Below are 17,333 nucleotides of genomic sequence, written 5' to 3'. Positions count from 1 at the left end.
CATACTCAAAAGTCGGCGCTTCTATGTTGAAATGCCCACAAAACTTGATCTTATGATCCTTTGTCGAAGAAAGTACATAAGTGGTCGTTTCTGAGGCAAAAGTTGTGTAGCGTGGCGAAGTGATGTGCTGAACAAAGTGGCAATGATGCCTCATTCTTCAGTTTCCCTACGACAAGGAGCAACGATGCCCCTCTTACATCGAGCGCCAGACCGGCGCACCAACTACCACGGTGTGAAGCCCCGATCGATCGGTGTGGGCGCGCTGTGCGCGAGCCTGCTCGTCGCTGGGTTGAGCACTCCCGCCGCGGCGGACGCCGAGCACGAACCTGGCGCAACTATGCGCACGTATCACATGCCGCCCGGCATGACCGAGCTATGCACGCTGAAGTCAGGCCAAACACCTAACGTTGACCGGCTCATCTCCGAGATCGATCTCGAGGCCGACGAGGACTTTGGCGGCACGGATCACTTTGTCACCCACGTCTCGGCGACCCTCACGGTCCCCACGGATGGCTCTTACGACTTCCGCCTCACCAGCGACGACGGCTCGGCGCTGCACATAGACGGCGAGCAGATCATCAGCAATGACGGCCTCCACGGTGCCGTAACGGTCGATGGCAGCGTCTCGCTGACAGCAGGAGCGCACGACATGTTCGTCGAACACTTTGAGGACCGGTACGGCCAGGTTCTCACCCTCGAATGGAGCCCGCCCGGCGCGAGCGAGTACGAAGTGGTGCCCGATAGCGTGCTCAGTACCGAGGCTGGCGTGGTTCGCGTGACCGCACCGGGGTTCAAGTACTGCGAGGGCGCTCAGGACACCGCGGGCGACGGGCTCCGTCTCGACACCGTGAACCCCAACTACGACTTGGTGGACATCCGTCCCGACGGCTTCGAGCCTAAGGTGACCGGCATGGCATTCAACGACGACGGCGAGTTGCTCGTCAGCACCTCCGGCTCGGTGAGCTCGGGTGGATGGGTGCCCAACGCAGAGCCCGGCGAGGTCTTCCTTGTCGAGGGCGCGGGCGAGGCAAGCGGCCCAGAGGATGTCACCGCAACCAAGGTCGCCACCGACCTACTCAACCCGATGGGCGTCGATGTGATCGGAGACTCGATATTCGTCTCGGAGCGCCACCAACTCACCGAGCTGACCGACCCCGACGGCGATGGCTTCTACGACGTGCACACCACGCTCGCGGAATGGCCTGACGGCGGTAACTTCCACGAGTTCGCGTTCGGCTTGATCCACGACGAGGACAGCTTCTACGTCAACCTGTCAGTCGCGATCAACAACGGTGGCGCAACCACCAACCCGCAGCCTGCGGAGAATCGCGGCACCACGATCGCGATCGATCGTGAGACTGGAGAGCTGTCGTATGTCGCGGGTGGACTGCGCACGCCCAACGGCATCGGCTTTGGACCGGACGGCGAGATCTTCGCCATGGACAACCAGGGCGGGTGGCTACCGAGTTCGAAACTCGTGCACGTCGAGCAGGACCGGTTCTTCAACCACTACACAAACCCGGCGGGACCGTTCGACTCCAATCCGGTGACGCCGCCTGTGGTGTGGCTGCCCCAGAATGAGATCGGCAACTCGCCAAGCACCCCCGTGCTCGTGGAGGAGGGTGACTTCTCCGGTCAAATGCTGTTCGGCGACGTGACCTACGGAGGCGTGCAGCGCGCGTTTATCGAAGAGGTCGACGGCGAGTACCAGGGTGCGGCTTTCCGCCACACCGCAGGCCTCGAGGTCGGCGTTAACCGCGTCATCTATGGTCCCGACGGTTCGCTGTACATCGGCGGCACGGGTGAGGGCGGCAACTGGGGAGAGTCAGGCAAGCTGCGCTTCGGCCTGCAGAAACTCTCTCCCGTCAGCGAGGACTCCTTCGATATGAAGGAGATGCGCGTCGTCGAGGGTGGCTTCGAGATTGAGTACACGGAGCCTATCTCAGAGGAGACGGCCTCGAACATCGCGGATTCCTACTCCGTAAAGCAGTGGAGCTACACGCCTACGGCTCAGTACGGCGGCCCCAAGATTGGCGAGGAGACGCTGTTCGTCACCGACGCCACCGTGTCTGAGGACCGAGCCACGGTTACCTTGGCCGTCGACGGCCTCCAGCCTGGACATGTGGTTTACCTGCGGTCTCCGCGACCGTTTGAATCCGCGACCGAGAAGGAGCTGTGGAGCACCGAGGCTTGGTACACCCTCAACTCGCTACCAGGGTACGAGGCGCCGGCCGACACTGGTTGGTACGAGGCTGAGGAGTCGGCTCTAGTCGGCACCGCACAGGTGGATAGCGAGCACAACGGCTACTCGGGCACCGGGTTCGTCGACAATATCCGGGACGTCGGCGCTGGCGTATCGTTCCCCGTGACCGTGGATGAGGCGGGTACTCACCCGATTCACCTGCGCTACGCAAGCGGCCCTAACCCGGCTCCGGGCGACAAAGACCTCTCCCTGTACGTCAATGGAGAGAAGGTTGGACCGTGGACACTGCCAGGCCTGCCTGACTGGAAGACCTGGACGACGGTCTCTCGGGACGTCGAGCTCAACGCGGGCGTCAACACCGTCGCCCTTCGATACGACCAGGATGACGACGGCAACGTCAACATCGACGCCCTGTCGGTGGGAGACACGCTCGACATCTGCACCCCGGTGGACCCCGAAGAGGGCTACACGTCGCTGTTCGACGGCACATTGGCGAGCTTCGAGGAGTGGAGGCACGCAGGAAATGGCTCCTTCGGACGTCAGTCGGACTGCACCCTCTTGACCTCGGGCGGCTTGGGCCTCCTGTGGTACCAGGATCAGGAGTTCGAGTCCTACAGCCTCAAGCTCGACTGGAAGCTCGTGGCCGACCACAACGCCGGCGTGTTCGTCGGTTTCCCGAACCCCGGGACTGACACGGGCGTTGCAATCAACCAGGGATACGAGATTCAGATCGACGCGACGGACGCCGCAGATCGCACCACCGGTGCCATCTACACGTTCCAGGGCGCCGATGCGGACGCCGTCGAGGCATCGCTGAACCCCGTGGGTCAGTGGAACGCGTACGACATCGAGGTGACCGGGCAAAAAATCAAGGTCTACCTCAATGGGACGCTCGTGAACGACTTCACGAGCACCGATCCTGCCCGTGATCTCACCCAAGGATTCGTGGGCATCCAGAACCACGGTGCCAACGAGACGGTGTCGTTCCGCGACATCCAGATCAAGGAGATCGAGGTCCCCGACTTCGTCGTGGAGTCGATCGAGGTGACTCAGCTCCCGAACGCCACGGAGTACGTGGTGGGTGACGAGCTCAACCTCGGCGGTCTGCAGGTCACGGCGAACGGACCCGATTCGGCCAGCGAGGTGCTGACTGATGAAGAGTTCACGGTGGCTGGCTTCGATTCATCGGCGGCGGGGGACGTGACGCTCACGGTGACGTACGTCGCGGACGAGTCGATCACCACGACGTTCGACGTCTCGGTTTACGAAGAGGGCGACTGGTACGAGGCGGAGGAGGGCACGCTGGCATCTGGCGCGTTCATCGACACCGAGCACAGTGGCTACTCGGGAGCCGGCTATGTGGGCGGCACCTGGAACGAGGGCTCGTCCGCCACGATCACGGTCAATGTCGACGAGGCGGGCACCTATCCGGTGAACGTCCGCTACGCGAACGGGCCCAACCCGTTCGATGGCGACAAGACAGTGAGTCTGTTCGTCAATGGCGAGGACACCGGGGACTGGGTGTTCCCGCGGACCGGGGCTTGGAACAAGTGGGCGACCGTCACCCGTGACGTGGAACTCGACGCTGGTGCCAATGCCGTCAAGCTGAGCTTCGAGTCGGGCGATGACGGCAACGTCAACTTCGACGTGCTGTCGCTCGGCGAGCGCCAGGACATCGAGGAGCCTGCCACGGTGGAGTCGATCGAGGTGACACAGTTGCCGACCAAGACCGGTTACACGGTGGGTGATGAGCTGGACCTCGATGGCTTGGAGGTGACGTCTACGTGGAGCGACTCGGCCACCGACGTTCTGACCGACGGCGAGTTCACCGTGACCGGCTTCGATTCGTCGACTGCTGGTGACGTGACGCTCACGGTGACCTACGACCAGGACACGTCCATCAAGACGTCGTTCAATGTGACGGTCTCCAAAAAGTCGACTCCTGATCCGGAACCCACTCCTGTGAAGTTCCTCGATGTCACTGCATCGACCAAGTTCTTCAAGGAGATTTCATGGTTGAGTGCCGAGGGTATTTCCACTGGTTGGTCGACTCCGAAGGGTAAGGAGTTCCGTCCATTCGGCACGATCGACCGCAATGCGATGGCGGCGTTCTTGTACCGTCAGGCCGGTTCACCCGCGGTGGAGCTGCCTGCCCGGTCGCCGTTTGCTGACATCACTCCTCAGACTAAGTTCTATAAGGAGATGGTGTGGTTGAACCAGGAGGATATTTCCACTGGTTGGTCGACACCGAAGGGTAAGGAGTTCCGTCCGTACGAGCCGATTACTCGTGAAGCGATCGCTGCATTCTTGTATCGTTCCACGGGAAGTCCCTCGTGGACCGCTCCCAAGAATTCGCCGTTCAAGGATCTCAAGGTTGGCGGCAACTTCTACAAGGAGATCACGTGGCTTGCTGACACGGGCATCACTACAGGTTGGCAGGTGGGTAGCTCTAAGGAGTTCCGTCCCACCGCGCTCACCACACGTGACGCCATGGCTGCGTTCCTCTACAGGTACGACCAGCACGTTAACTAGCATCACAAGTGGCAGGGCCCCGGCATCGCTTCGATGCCGGGGCCCTCGCTCTTCTAGTGAGTGGAGCGGAGAGGTTTGGTTTCATGCTTGAGAGACTCGGCAAGTCAGTGGCGCGTCGCCCATATGTCGTTATCGGGGCGTGGGCGGTCATAGCCCTCGTTGGTGGAATTTTCGGTGGTGCCGTCTTTGACAAGACGGTCGATATTGACGCGGCGCCTCCGGGTGTTGAGTCAATGCAGGTCGACGCGCACTTGGATGAGCTCAATCCCGAGGGCCCGGCGGTTCTAGGAGTGATCTCTGGCGAGGACTTCTATTCGCCAGCTTTGGTCGCGGCGGCGCCCGTTGTCATGGAACGTATCCGTGAAATGCCGGGCGTCGTTGAAGTGATCGATGCTTACACTGCCGGTGGCCTCATCGGCGACGACGGTCGAAGCTCGCTGGTGAGCGTCGAACTCGCTGGTGACTTGGAAAATGAGGAAGCGCTCGAGGTTGCAGATCAGGTAGCGGAAATCCTCCGAACCATGCCCGCCCCGCTGGTCCAAGTAGGTGGAGAGCTACTTGGCGAACAGGAGTTCGTCGACCGAGCTGTGCGTGAGGCGTCGATCGGTGAGGCGGGCGCAATCTTAGTTTTAATTATTTTGCTGACTGTCGTGCTCGGGCGTTTCCGAGTGGGAGGGGTGCCGATTCTTGCGGCGCTTGTAGCGATTGCGAGTGCTTTGCTCTTGATGCGAGTGGCTGTCACTGTGGTTTCGGTCAGCGAATTTGCCATCAACATCATGACGATCCTGGGCCTGGGCTTGGCTGTCGATTACAGTCTCCTGGTGATAGCCCGCTTTCAGGAAGAACGCGAGCTTGACCCGCAAGCAAACCCAGTTTCGCTTCTGGGTCGTACGATGGCGCAAGCAGGCAGGGCGGTGCTGGTCTCTGGCATCGCCGTCTGCATTGCCCTCGGCGGGATGCTGGTTTTGGGCGATCCGATGCTCAGCGGTATGGCCATTGGCGGCTCGGTGGCCGTGATCGGTGCGACCGCTGTGGGGCTGACTTTCGTTCCCGCGATGATCGCCGTGATTCACGCTCGAATTCCAGCAAAAGGGGAGCGACGGTGGGGTCGCCGACGTGACCTGGCAACGCAGCGCGGGCGGGGTCTATTGGGGCGGCTCACCTCCTTTGCTCAACGGCGCCCCATCTACGTTTCCGCCATTGTCACCGGCGCCCTGCTGATCATGGCTGCACCCTTGGCTGTTCTCACCCTGGGCAGTTCCGACATTCACTCACTTCCGGCAAAGACTGAGGAGAGAGGGGCATACGAGTCGATCACCAATGGATTCCAGGATCTTGGAGTTGAACCTGTGATCGTGGTCGTCGAGGCCTCCGTCTCGGAACCCGAGGTCCGCGCTCTTCTCGATGAGGCTGCGTCATTCGGGACAGTTGATGAGGCGCGGCAGGTTCCCGATCTTCCAAGCTCGGTGACGGTAGTGGAGTTCACTCCTCTGGGGACGTCAACGGGCGTTGACGCTCAGACGCTGGTGCGCGACATTCGCCAGATCGACTCTCCATTGTCCTTTGCAGTAGGCGGGCCTGCCGCCGAGGTTGTGGACTCGATTGACCATCTCACGCAGCGGTTACCGCTCGCGCTGCTCTTTATTGTTGTGTCGACGTTCGCCTTGCTATTTGTTCTGACCAAATCGGTCGTCGTTCCCCTCAAGGCACTGTTGCTCAATGCACTGACGATCACGGCTACGTTGGGCGTTCTCGTCGCGGTATTTCAATGGGGCTGGGCGAGCGACTTGCTGGGCTTTGACCCCTGGGGAGCGTTGGACGTCACGACGCCGCTATTCATTGGAATGCTCGCCTTTGGGTTGTCGATGGACTATCAGGTGTTCCTGCTCGCACGCATCAACGAGGAGTGGAGGAGGAGGGATCGGACCTTGGCTCCGCGTGAAGCCAATCGGATCGCTGTCCTGGATGGAATCTCAAAGACTGGTCCCGTCGTGACGCTCGCCGCTGTCGCGATGGGGATCGTATTCCTCGCCTTCGCGCTGGGCTCGCTGACCGCGATGAAGGAGGTCGGCATCGGGATGGTGGTCGCAATCTTGATTGATGTGACCTTGATTCGTGGCTTGCTGTTGCCTGCGACCATGACTTTGTTAGGTCAGTGGAATTGGTGGCGCCCGGGCAAGGCGTCGGCTCTGCGTCCAGGACAACCCAAAATGGAAGCGACGAGGTGAGTTCGCGTCATATCACCCTTGAGCTGCCGAGCCTCGGCCGTTGCTTGAGGTCCACTTAGATGAGTAGGGGTGTTGCGTGTCGGGCGTCCCAGTTAGACTGGAGTCATAACTGCACAGGGGATGATCGGTTTCGACGTGTGTTTACTTCCCAGGGGAAGCGGGCCGAGGATGTTGGGTTATCTCGTTAACGCTCCCAGCAAACTAATAGGTGCCGATTCCAAGCGCACCGACTTCGCCCTCGCTGCTTAAGCGAGCGCAATGAAGTCCGTCAGCCCAGGGTAGTTCCCGACCTGGTTCCTGGCGTCATCTAGGGAACTTGCTGGATCTCTCCGTCATCGGGAGGTTCGGGACTTTTAGATGACTGGGCCCATCTCATCGGCTTGCCTGATGTTGGTGAGGGGCCGAGAAATATTCTTCAGGCTGCGCCCGGAGAAGACCTGGCTATGAACATGCGGACCCGGGTTCGATTCCCGGCATCTCCACGATAGAGCCCCTGGTGCCTTCGGGTACCAGGGGCTTTCCCCTGTTACCAGCACATTCACTTGTTGGTGCAAGTCGCACTAGTACGCACAGTACCGCATGTCAGTGCAATTGACTAGACTTGCGTTAGACCGGCGAGTTGGGGAGATTGTCATGGCGAAGCCCGCGAGCATGCCTCGAGGCATAAACGTGTCCGCAGAGGGCATGTTCCGAGTGCGCTTGTACTGGCGTGGTAAGCAGCACTCGATTGGCAACTATTACACGCTGGGCGACGCTAAGGCGGCGATGGCGATCGCACGGTCAGAAATGGCGCGAGGGATATTCATCCCCCCGTCAGCGATGCGCCAAAATCGTGCGTCCCAAGACGTTCTGGAGCTTGTGGAGGCGACCACGGTCGCACAGTGGGGCTATGACTGGATCGAACGCCTTGAGGGTGCAGGGCGTACCCCCGCTACCATTCGCTCCTATCGCTCGACCTTGAAAGCGCACATCGTCCCCTCCATCGGCCACATGCGGCTCATGGACGTTGCAAGCGCCGACATTGACACAATGCTCGGCAAGCTCAAGGCAACGCCCGGCGCGTGGACAAACGTCGCGCGCGTGACCCGCTCCATGTTCCTCGCCGCCATATCCGCGGGCGCTGGCGGCATCACCGCGTCACCATTCGCCGCGCATATCGAATCCACCCGAAAGCGACGCGACCGAGGGCTAGCCCGTTCCGACCTCGCGACCCCCGCAGAGGTTGAGGCGCTGGCGACCGCCGTGCCGGAATCGTTGCGCGTATCCGTGATGCTTGGAGCATGGTGCGCGATGCGCCAGGGCGAGGTGCTCGGCTTGCAGCGCCGCGACTTCCGTCACCTCGAGGACGCTCCGCGGGCGACGGTGAACATTGCGCGACAGTGGAACGCGAAGGCCACGCCGCCGACTTATACGACGCCCAAGGCCGGATCTGCGCGCGAGTTATCCATCCCCAATGAGCTGGTTCCGATGATTCGCGACCACCTCGAGCGCTTCACGCCCGCGCCGGATGACGCACCCGTGCTCCCACGCAAAGGCAAACCCACGGTGCCGGTTTCGCAGTCCTCATTTGACCTCGCATGGCGTACCGCCCGCGAGGCCGTGCGCCCCGGCTTTCGATTCCATTCGCTAAGGCATACCGGTCTCACCGAGTACGCGCGCACAGGCGCAACGCTTGCCGAGCTCATGTATCGCGGCGGTCACACAAGTGCAGAGGTCGCGATGCGCTACCAGCACGCAAGTCTCGACCGGGATCGCAGCAACACATCGCGCATGAGCGTATTTGGATTAGGGGAGCAGTCATGAGTGCCTCAAACGAACCGAACTTCATAAGGCAACTCGCCGAGGCGGCGCAGGCTGAGCAAATGAACGCCGATTCGCTCTACATCGCATTGCGCGACGGGGGATACCTCAACAAAGCAACCCTGCAGCGCTATCGGTGCAAGCGTGGATGCGCACTCGCAGTTATCTACAGCGTGGCCGACACGGTTTATTGTGCGACCGAGGACTACAAGTATTCGCCGGGACTCAACGCGGCACGATCCGTAGAGACTGCGCGCGTTAAGAACACTCTGGATGGGAATCGGCACTGGCCCGGCCATGTGTTTGAAGTAGCTAGTCTGGCCGAATGGGGTAGCGAGGCGGGAATGGACGTCGCATGCCGCCACGTTTTCTCGACGCTCAACGCCCAAACCGTTCTCGACGAAGTTGCCGGAATCACTCCTGGGCACCCCAAAGCGCCCGTGCTCATGTAATTTCACATCTAATCGGCTACACTGAAAATAGTTGCTCGCCTGTGGAGGCAGCCGGAATCGTGCAGAGCGCCGGAACCGCGAGGTTTCGCCATGTCCACAGAGCTCCCAGAGCAAGACACATTCTCAATTAATAAGGCATCGCACTTCCTGGAATGCCACCCCGACACCATTCGGCGCATGATCGCCGACGGTGACTTGCGTGCCTATCGCATCGGGAAGCGTCTAATACGCATCCGCAAACGCGACCTCGAGCGAGCAATGCGCCCAGTAACTCGCATTGACCTCGTTTCAGCGGGTGATCGCGCGTGAGCATCGGCACCCCCACTTACTGCACAGTTCACAACTACGGGCGCATGTTTTGCGGTTGTCCGTACTCACCAGAGGTGCCGCCGCCCAGTACGGCGACATTCACCGCGTGTATCGATACATCGCGTACGGATGTTGCCATGCAACTACGGGCGGCCGAGGAGCTGCCTCCGTCCATCCCCATCCAAGTAATTGCGCTCAATTCGAGGCCGTCCAAAGTAATCGCGGTGGATCGCGACGCATGGGTGCGATTGATCGCTACACGATCAGTCGAGATTAAGGCCACACCGCGGCGTATGCGTGACTGGTGGATCAAGATCGGCGAACTTGGCGGCGTCGCATGAGCAAACTCAGCGCAACCGAAAACGACCTGCTCGCGAATATTCGTACCGGCGACCAATTGGATGCCATGCGGTTCGATCCGCTCGTGTGGGCCGTCCACGGCATCCTTCCAGAGGGCTTCGGGATCTTCACCGGAGCACCCAAAACCGGCAAGTCCTGGGCCGCCTACGGAATCGCTCTCGCGGTCGCCGGAGGACTCCCAGCGCTCGGCAAGGTTGCCACCGGGCACCCCCGCCCGGTGCTTATGCTCGCGCTCGAGGATGGCGAGAAGCGGCTGCAGTCCCGCGCCCGTCACCTCCTTGGCGAGGGCGAGTCAATACCCGCGAATCTGCATTACCTGACTATCGCTAAGCCAGGAATGGTCACACCGACAATCGCTGCATGGCTCGAGGTTTACGGCACCGAGAACCCGCTCGTGGTGCTCGACACCTTGGGCAAGGTCATGCCGCCCGCCTTGCCGGGCGAGGGCGCATACAACCGTGACTATCGGATCGGCTCGCAACTGAAAGAACTCGCGGACAATGCGCCGGGCACTTGCCTGATTGTCGTCCACCACACCAACAAGCGGGCTGCCGGTGAGGACTGGATGGATTCGACCAGTGGCACCAATGGCCTCAACGGTGCGGCAGACTTCACGGTCACCCTGGCGCGCACTCGAGGCGGCAATGCGGGCACGCTCAAAGTCACTGGACGCGACGTGCCAGAGTCTGAATATGCCGTCACTACTGATGATGGCAGATGGACGCTCGACGGCAACAGCCTGGCCGATGCGGCACGTATGGCGCAGCAACTCAAGCCGATCGAGGGTCTAGGAGATAGATCCACGGAAATAGTCGAGTACGTGACGGCACGGGCCGAGCCAGTTACTCCTAAGCAAGTCGAGGAAGCGCTCAAGGTCCCCGACGCTCGCCGCTACCTCGCGCGGCTTGCAGAGGCGGGGCGCATCACAAAGTCCGGACGGGGCCTGTATGCATGTGTCCCCACTGTCCCAAGTGTCCCAATGGATTCACTACTAGATCCCGAATGGGACAACGGGACAGATGGGACACACATAGAGGGGTCGCGAGATGGGAGTGCGGAATGGTAGACCGCATCACTTGCCCAGATTGTGGGGCATCCGCTCCGATTCCTAAGGTCCGGCCCGGCTATTTCGTGGTAACCATCGCCCACGAATCGACGTGCCCCTATTACAGGGGTGACTCGTGACCTACATGCCCAAACCAATGCCCCCGGCACTCGTGGCCGATTGGCGCAGTCTGAACGCCCTCATTGAGTCCACACATGAACGTCAGCCGGTGCCGTGCCGTAGTGGCGATGTCTTGCCTCCATCGTTCTGGACATCGGACGATCCAGCCGAGGCCACACTCGCCGCCGAAGAGTGTGCGCGGTGCCCGGTCAAGGAGCCGTGCCAACGGTACGGAATTGCCCACCCGAAAGAGGTCGGAATCTACGGAGGCCTCAATGAGGCACAGCGTCGGCAAGTCTCGCGTGAGACGAGCACGGAGGCGATCGCATCATGACTCACCCAACGTCGCAGTTCACCATGTTAGGCGGCTGCGATCACTGCAAAGCAACGCAGCTAATCATGGCGACGGCCAAGGGTGGCACGAGAGTCATTGTGAAACACGAATCGTCGTGCCCTGCGAATCAGGGTGCGAAGGCGAGCAGGCCATGACCGGCGAACGATTTACACAACCATCCACAACACACCAGGAGAAGAATCACATGAGCATCACTTCCAGCAACTCTTACGCAGTAAACGCGAACATCACCGTGGTCGAGAGCTACGTGAGCCGCGTCGGACTCAAGATGTCCAGCGCCTACCTCGAGGCGACCGAGCGGGCCGACAAGCTCACCGCCATGGCGACACCGCCAACCCGTGCGGAGGTAGCCCGAGCAGTCTCCGACGCGATGGCAGCAGGCAAGGACCCCGCGAAATCCGCAACGGTAAAAGATCTACTGACGCGCATCGACCTCGCACAGCCCGACATCGCCACGCACCTCGCAACCGAGGCAGTCGGCATCCGGCTCGAGGCGCTCACCAACAGCGCCGATGAGATCGTGGCAAGCATGGCGACAATCGTGGATGAATGCGACGCGCGGATCCAGGAGGCAAGCGCGCTGGGCATCAAGGACTTCGCCAACGACCACTCCACTCGACTGGGAGACATTCAGGCCCAGACGGAAGCAAGGGAAGCTCTCGTCACGCTGGGGGACGTCGTGACGGCCTGGAAGCACCTAGCCCTCGCGACCGGTCTCGCGCGGCTAAGCCCAGAATATGACGCATTGATCCTCGCCGGCCCGCACGAGGACGAGGCACACCCCGGCAAGTGGGACGCGCTGATCCCCGCCCAGCACGCGCGACCCTTGTCCCTCGCGACGTTCACCGAGTACGCCGAGCGACGCAAGGAACGCCAGGAGCTGCGGGTCACGCTCACCAACCGCCACGCCGCGGAACAAGAGCGCGTCAACCGACAGGCCTATGCCTCCGCACCAGGACTACTGAGCCAAGGCTAGTCAGTGTGGGCGTGTTGGTGTTGAGCAGGCACCGGCACGCCCACCACGGTCGCTTATGACCCCCTGGGCACCCTCCCCGCACGCTCTCTGCCACGCGCTCACCCCTGGCACTGAGACTTTCACACACGGAGATGTCAGATTGAAATGAGCATTCGTCTCACACCAGGGGGTAGGTACCCCACCCAGGGGGCACGCGCTCACCCCTAGGCACTAAGCAATCTCTCTCCACCAAGAAAAAAACAGCAACGCAGTGCCCGACGATGCCGTAACCACTACGTTCCCCCATGAGGGCACGGCGTTCGGTAAGCCCCCACCGCAATGGGTGCAGTCCGCGAGAGCCCGTTCTAGGGGGTCGAAGAAGTTAGCTCGCAGACTGCGACCTCGCGCGCGACAACCTCGCGGCACGAATCGCCCTGATTCAATCTGAAGGATGAAATGCAACTACCCGCAGAGGCCTTGGCCTTGAAAGTGAGAAAGATGGTTGCTCCGGCGCGTCATCAAGGCTGTAGATCGGGGCCCCAATGTCAGTGCACTGTGATTCGGTGAGCATGCATCAAGTTGGCAGGTGCTATGTTGACATTGTTCTAGGAGGTGGACGTATGGCGAGACTCATTAAGGAAGTTGCGAGAGAAGCAGCTGACCTGGTGTTGGACGACTTCTGGGACGGCGAGTTTCCCGTGGACCCCATGCGAATTGCTGAGGCGCTTCAGATCGAGGTGTGGACTGCGAACCTCGGGCCGGATGTCTCGGGCAAGATTGTCAAAGAAGCGAACGCGAATGCCCGTATTTACTTGAATCGCGATGAGATCGAGACTAGACAAAATTTCACTTGCGCTCATGAACTCGGGCACTGGTGGGAACGTAGGGAGCGCGGCGACACTGAGTTCTCCTTCGTCGAGCACCGCGGCCAACTCCGCAACGCGCACGAATGGTACGCAGAGCACTTCGCGGCAAATCTCCTCATGCCCGCAACAGAATTTACAGCTGAGTGTGAAGATGGAGCGCGAGTGCGGGACCTTATGCGTATCTTCGGCGTCAGTCGCGCCGCAGCGCTCCAGCGTTGCAGGTCACTGGGCTTAGAAATTGGTTAGTGCGGGTGGCGACGAGTACTCAGTTGACGATCTTAGCGGGGACATAGAACTCGACGAGTCCCTGGTGGGTCAAGCCACGGATAAAACCAGGGTCGAAAAGACTCCCGCCGAAAAGATCAAGGAGGAGCGTGCGAAGCAGGAGAAGCAGAACACGCTCTGGCGCCGCATCGTTTTCTGGAGCACCATTCCTGTTGTTGTAGCCACGATCGTTGCTAGTTTCATTGTTTTGAGCAATTACTTAGGGACGATGGGCGCTAACGCAAGTCCGACGGTGATTAGTGCATGGTTTGCGGCCAGCGTTGTTCAAGTGATTGGCATCCTCGTGATCATCACCCGACATCTCTTTCCCGATACTCGTGACGATTAGAGGATCACACCTTAGACCCGCCCCCTGTGAACTACTGGATGCACAACGCCCCGCCCGTAGCCGTTGAGGCCACGAGCGGGGCGTTTTTGCGTGTCAGGACGAGAATCGCGCGGGGAGCATTTCGCTCGGGTCTACGCCGAATATGTGACAGATGATCGCGACTTCTGTGACATTGAGTTCCTTTGACATGTCGAGCCATGCCTCGACGCGCTCCGCGTTGATCTCCATTCTGTCCGCGAGGCCGGCGACGTCCACGCCGCGCTGGTCCATTAATCGTGCGAGGTTGCCTGCCATTTCGCGGCGCATCTCGGCGTTGCGAATCTTGTCCCACTCGTCTGCTGCGTTGAGCAAGTGCGCGGCGAGCTTGCGAAGTTCGCTGGGGTCGGCCCACGACTCGCCCGTGGGGCCATCGACTACGAACGGCCTACCGTTCTCGAGAACCAATTGCGCGCTACCCCCGACGGCTCCATCTATCGTCGTCATGTCAACGTGCCTTGTCAGGTCGCGCACGAACCAACCCGCGCTGTCGTCGTCGTTCATTTCGTAACGTGTAGCCCATTCCGGGGCACCCTTCATCTGCTCTGCTGAAATACTCATGATTCCTCCATGTGTTGTTGACGCCGAGGCCACCCCGACGTGGTTCTTCTGGTCTATTGCTGAGGACTGACAAAAGGCTCGGAGTGCTTGCGCACCTGAATCTCCCGGAGAGTCCCCTTCCCCAAAGATTGCCCCGGCATCCATTCGCATAGCCGATCTGCCCCACGACAATTAGCGCCTTCACTGAGTGAACGCGTTTTTAGTGGAACCCGGGCGACGTCCTGCAGGAACGATCACAACGCCGAGGCGGGAGGCCGGTCACGCTCCATTTACCGGGCGTCTCGTTTGGCGGCTGAGACGTAGAGAAAGCGCCGAGGACTAGAAGCCCTGCACCGCCACCTGACAGAGCGCCAGGGAGCGATACAGAGTCGCTAGGCGGCGAGGCGGTAGGGCGTGGCGACCGCGTTCGCAATCCACGCCATGCCCTGGTGGTGTTCGGCGTCGCGGTCGTAGTCAAGGCCCTCGCAGTAGCGGCCCAGGTCTAGCAAAGTGGCCGCAGTGTCGCGGGCGTCCATCGCAGCGGCGACGTGGCCGTCAATCAACCATGCGGCGACTTCATCGGCGCGGCTGGTCGTGGGGGCGGAGGTCGAGGTAGATTTGTTCACGGCGGGCTCCTATTAGCTCGTCAGCCCGTCCGATGCGCAAACATCGAGGCGGGCGCTTTAGTCCGTGAGTGGACTGGCGAACCCGAAAAAACTAAAAGCCCCTGGTAAAACTGTGTTCGCGGGAGATTCCCGGCATCTCCACCACTCTGTCGTTTTATAGCGACAGGTCATCCCTGTTGTTACGCGAAAGTGGCCGCCACCCCGGTTGGGGTGGCGGCCACTTTCGCGTGGGGGACGAGCGGCTACTACGCCAGTCCCGGTCCACTACTGCGTCCGGCGAAGCCGGGCTTACGTGAGCGTCCAAGGAACACCAGGTAGAGACCGAGCGCGATCGACATCGCCGCGGCATTACCGAGCATCATTGCCTCGCTTGGGCCGGTCTGGGCGAGCTCAGGTGCCGCGGCCGTAGTGACCGCGGCCGGAACGGCCGCTACAGTCACGGGGAACTGCACTTCCTCGCCGGCTACCGAGAACACCAGCGTGTGTTGCCCGGGTGGGAAGTCCGCAGGAAGCGTGAACGTGAAGGTGGCCTTGCCGGTCGCGTCTAACGTCGAACTTGCGAGGTACATGGGTTCAGACCGAATGGAGACGCATACGCCTCGGTAGGCCCAGTAGGCGCCAAGGTGGGCTATGGGTTCGCAATCCTGATAAGTGTCAGTCATGGGACCGGCGACCACAGTTGCCTCGTCGATGGCGTCGAGGCAACCTTGAGGGAGTTGGCTGAGATCGACTGCCTCACCTTCCTTAGGAGGGACAAACTCCCGAGGCAGCTGAGCGCAACCACCTACTTCAAGAGGCTGCCGACTTCTCCCAAATAGCCACACGTTCGACACCTTCCCCCCGTTAGTCTGCGCGGGTTCGATGTCGCCGCCAAGGTCGAGTGTGCCCTTGTCGCTGAAATCGAACGGCACATCGATTGTCAACGTGGTCTGGACCATGGGGATGAGGTCCTGCGATTCCTGACTTATTAGATTCACATCAGGAATGGTGATGGTCTTAGGGGCGACGATGAATGGTGGCACAGGTTTAGTGGCTACCGGCGGCTTCCAATGAGCGGTCAACGTGGTGTCCGCTGTGATCGCAGAGGTGAAATCCCACAGGTCGCCAGCGCCACTGAACCAGCCCAGGAAAGTCGACTCGCCGTTGTCTCCAGACGCGGGCGCTGCCAGCTCATCCACGGGCTTGCCATTTTTGACTGTTGTCCAGGACGTGCCTGCGCCGTTCGCGGGATCAAACGTGACGATCCATTCTTGGTCGGCCGTTGGTGGGGCAGTGGAGCCATCGCCGTATTGCGCGGTGAGGGTGATGTCACTCGTGACGGGAGTGGTGGGATCCCAGTCGGCTCCGGCAGCGGTCTTCCAACCGGTAAGCGGGTGGTCCGGGTCCATCGCTACGTCGAACAGTATGTCGAACTTCTTCCCGGTGAGGAGGGGGCCGGTGACTTCGGTGCCGTCTAGACGCGTGTTCTCAGGGACGCGGTAGCTGTTGGTGGGATTTCCGTCCGCGTAGTCGAGGGTGACCAGGTAGTTCGGGGTGTAGACCGCCGTGAACGTGTCGCCCGCCTGGTACGACTGCGGAATGTCCGGCAAGAGTCCACCCGCGCTGTCGAGCCAACCGGTCACTTCACCGTTGGAATTCTGCTGGTCGGCAAAGGCGCCCGCGTAGACGGTCAGATTGGTGGTGCGGGCAAGGAAGGTGACGCTCGTGAGTTCGTTCAATGCGAAGGCTTCGCCACCGATGAACGTCACGCTTGCGGGGATTGCTACTGAGTTCAGTTCGATCTGCTTGAGGGCGTTCTGGTCGATGGACACGACGTCACACGTCGCCGCCGCAGCAGTCTCGAGCGTGTTTGGGATGGTGATGTCCAGGTCTGTGCCGACGTAGCCAGTGATATTGGCGTCGCCCGACGAGTCGCAGGTGAACTCGAACCCTCCGTCCGTCTCGACGGGCGCGGCGCTAACTGGCGCCGTGACAACGGCCCCGGTGATGGCAGCAAGGCAGGCGGCCACGGTAAGTCTCTTGAGCATCGGCATTGGTCCCCCAGGTGAGTGTGCTTCAAACACTAGTGGACTTTTTAGTCCGGTGCAATGATATCGACCATTTGGTCCTTTTTTAGGGTGGGTCGCGTGCCTGGAGGCCGACGCGGTTGAGGTAGTCGAGGACGATGCCGTAGGACTGGAATAGCCCGGTCTCGGTCTACTCCGCGTCGTGCGTCTCGCAGTGAATTATTGTCAGCTCGTGGGGCATCACCAGGTGCGGGCGCGGCGCGTGGTGGAACAAGTGGTGCTCGATC

The 17,333-nt window shown here is 60.8% G+C and carries 14 protein-coding genes and 1 other RNA gene; 12 read left to right on the top strand and 3 right to left on the bottom strand.

What is annotated here, in order from left to right; genetic code table 11:
- Nucleotides 1-184: 184 nt before the first annotated feature.
- The 12 genes from AOP77_RS12045 (at nt 185) to AOP77_RS02025 (ending at nt 13,838) form a co-directional block, all read left to right on the top strand.
- The gene (locus AOP77_RS12045; RefSeq protein WP_201774078.1) at nt 185-4,735 is read left to right on the top strand and encodes a 3-keto-alpha-glucoside-1,2-lyase-like domain-containing protein; all 4,551 of its coding nucleotides are present in this window, start codon (nt 185-187) and stop codon (nt 4,733-4,735) included.
- Between the two features lie 83 nt (nt 4,736-4,818).
- Complete coding sequence (locus AOP77_RS02065; RefSeq protein WP_062208714.1) at nt 4,819-6,963, top strand: MMPL family transporter; 2,145 nt, start codon at nt 4,819-4,821, stop codon at nt 6,961-6,963.
- A gap of 116 nt (nt 6,964-7,079) precedes the next feature.
- Nucleotides 7,080-7,448: a transfer-messenger RNA gene (gene ssrA, locus AOP77_RS02060) on the top strand.
- A 148-nt stretch (nt 7,449-7,596) separates the two neighbouring features.
- Nucleotides 7,597-8,766, top strand: coding sequence for a tyrosine-type recombinase/integrase (locus tag AOP77_RS02055; protein WP_062208711.1), 1,170 nt, complete (start codon nt 7,597-7,599; stop codon nt 8,764-8,766).
- The gene (locus tag AOP77_RS02050) at nt 8,763-9,215 is read left to right on the top strand and encodes a hypothetical protein (protein ID WP_062208710.1); all 453 of its coding nucleotides are present in this window, start codon (nt 8,763-8,765) and stop codon (nt 9,213-9,215) included. Before AOP77_RS02055 ends, AOP77_RS02050 begins: the two co-directional genes overlap by 4 nt.
- A gap of 90 nt (nt 9,216-9,305) precedes the next feature.
- Nucleotides 9,306-9,524, top strand: coding sequence for a helix-turn-helix domain-containing protein (locus AOP77_RS12600; protein WP_084622165.1), 219 nt, complete (start codon nt 9,306-9,308; stop codon nt 9,522-9,524).
- Between the two features lie 137 nt (nt 9,525-9,661).
- Nucleotides 9,662-9,865 carry a hypothetical protein gene (locus AOP77_RS02045; RefSeq protein WP_062208706.1) on the top strand — a complete coding sequence of 68 codons (204 nt, stop codon included), beginning with the start codon at nt 9,662-9,664 and terminating at the stop codon, nt 9,863-9,865.
- Nucleotides 9,862-10,950, top strand: a complete 1,089-nt coding sequence (locus AOP77_RS02040) for an AAA family ATPase (RefSeq protein ID WP_062208703.1) — start codon at nt 9,862-9,864, stop codon at nt 10,948-10,950. The genes AOP77_RS02045 and AOP77_RS02040 overlap by 4 nt, the downstream gene beginning before the upstream one ends.
- A gap of 124 nt (nt 10,951-11,074) precedes the next feature.
- Entirely contained in the window at nt 11,075-11,383 is a 309-nt protein-coding gene (locus tag AOP77_RS12595; protein WP_369345400.1) for a WhiB family transcriptional regulator, read from the top strand.
- A gap of 205 nt (nt 11,384-11,588) precedes the next feature.
- Nucleotides 11,589-12,380, top strand: coding sequence for a hypothetical protein (locus tag AOP77_RS02035; protein ID WP_062208700.1), 792 nt, complete (start codon nt 11,589-11,591; stop codon nt 12,378-12,380).
- A gap of 599 nt (nt 12,381-12,979) precedes the next feature.
- Nucleotides 12,980-13,471, top strand: a complete 492-nt coding sequence (locus AOP77_RS02030) for an ImmA/IrrE family metallo-endopeptidase (protein WP_062208698.1) — start codon at nt 12,980-12,982, stop codon at nt 13,469-13,471.
- A gap of 64 nt (nt 13,472-13,535) precedes the next feature.
- A complete protein-coding gene (locus AOP77_RS02025) occupies nt 13,536-13,838 on the top strand; it encodes a hypothetical protein (RefSeq protein ID WP_152649733.1) in 303 nt (100 codons plus the stop codon).
- 93 nt (nt 13,839-13,931) lie between these two features.
- Here the strand turns inward: AOP77_RS02025 and AOP77_RS02020 are convergent, their stop codons facing one another.
- The 3 genes from AOP77_RS02020 to AOP77_RS02010 all read right to left on the bottom strand — a co-directional run bounded on the left by AOP77_RS02020 (nt 13,932) and on the right by AOP77_RS02010 (nt 17,067).
- The gene (locus tag AOP77_RS02020) at nt 13,932-14,435 is read right to left on the bottom strand and encodes a helix-turn-helix domain-containing protein (protein ID WP_062208692.1); all 504 of its coding nucleotides are present in this window, start codon (nt 14,433-14,435) and stop codon (nt 13,932-13,934) included.
- A 371-nt stretch (nt 14,436-14,806) separates the two neighbouring features.
- Nucleotides 14,807-15,040 (bottom strand): hypothetical protein, encoded by a 234-nt coding sequence (locus AOP77_RS02015; protein WP_062208689.1) that lies wholly within the window; start codon nt 15,038-15,040, stop codon nt 14,807-14,809.
- A gap of 245 nt (nt 15,041-15,285) precedes the next feature.
- Nucleotides 15,286-17,067, bottom strand: a complete 1,782-nt coding sequence (locus AOP77_RS02010) for a leucine-rich repeat domain-containing protein (protein WP_160300026.1) — start codon at nt 17,065-17,067, stop codon at nt 15,286-15,288.
- Between the last annotated feature and the right edge of the window lie 266 nt (nt 17,068-17,333).

The sequence above is a fragment of the Demequina oxidasica genome (assembly GCF_000975115.1).
In the GTDB taxonomy this organism is placed as follows: domain Bacteria; phylum Actinomycetota; class Actinomycetes; order Actinomycetales; family Demequinaceae; genus Demequina; species Demequina oxidasica.
This window is presented reverse-complemented; position numbering and strand designations above follow the sequence as displayed.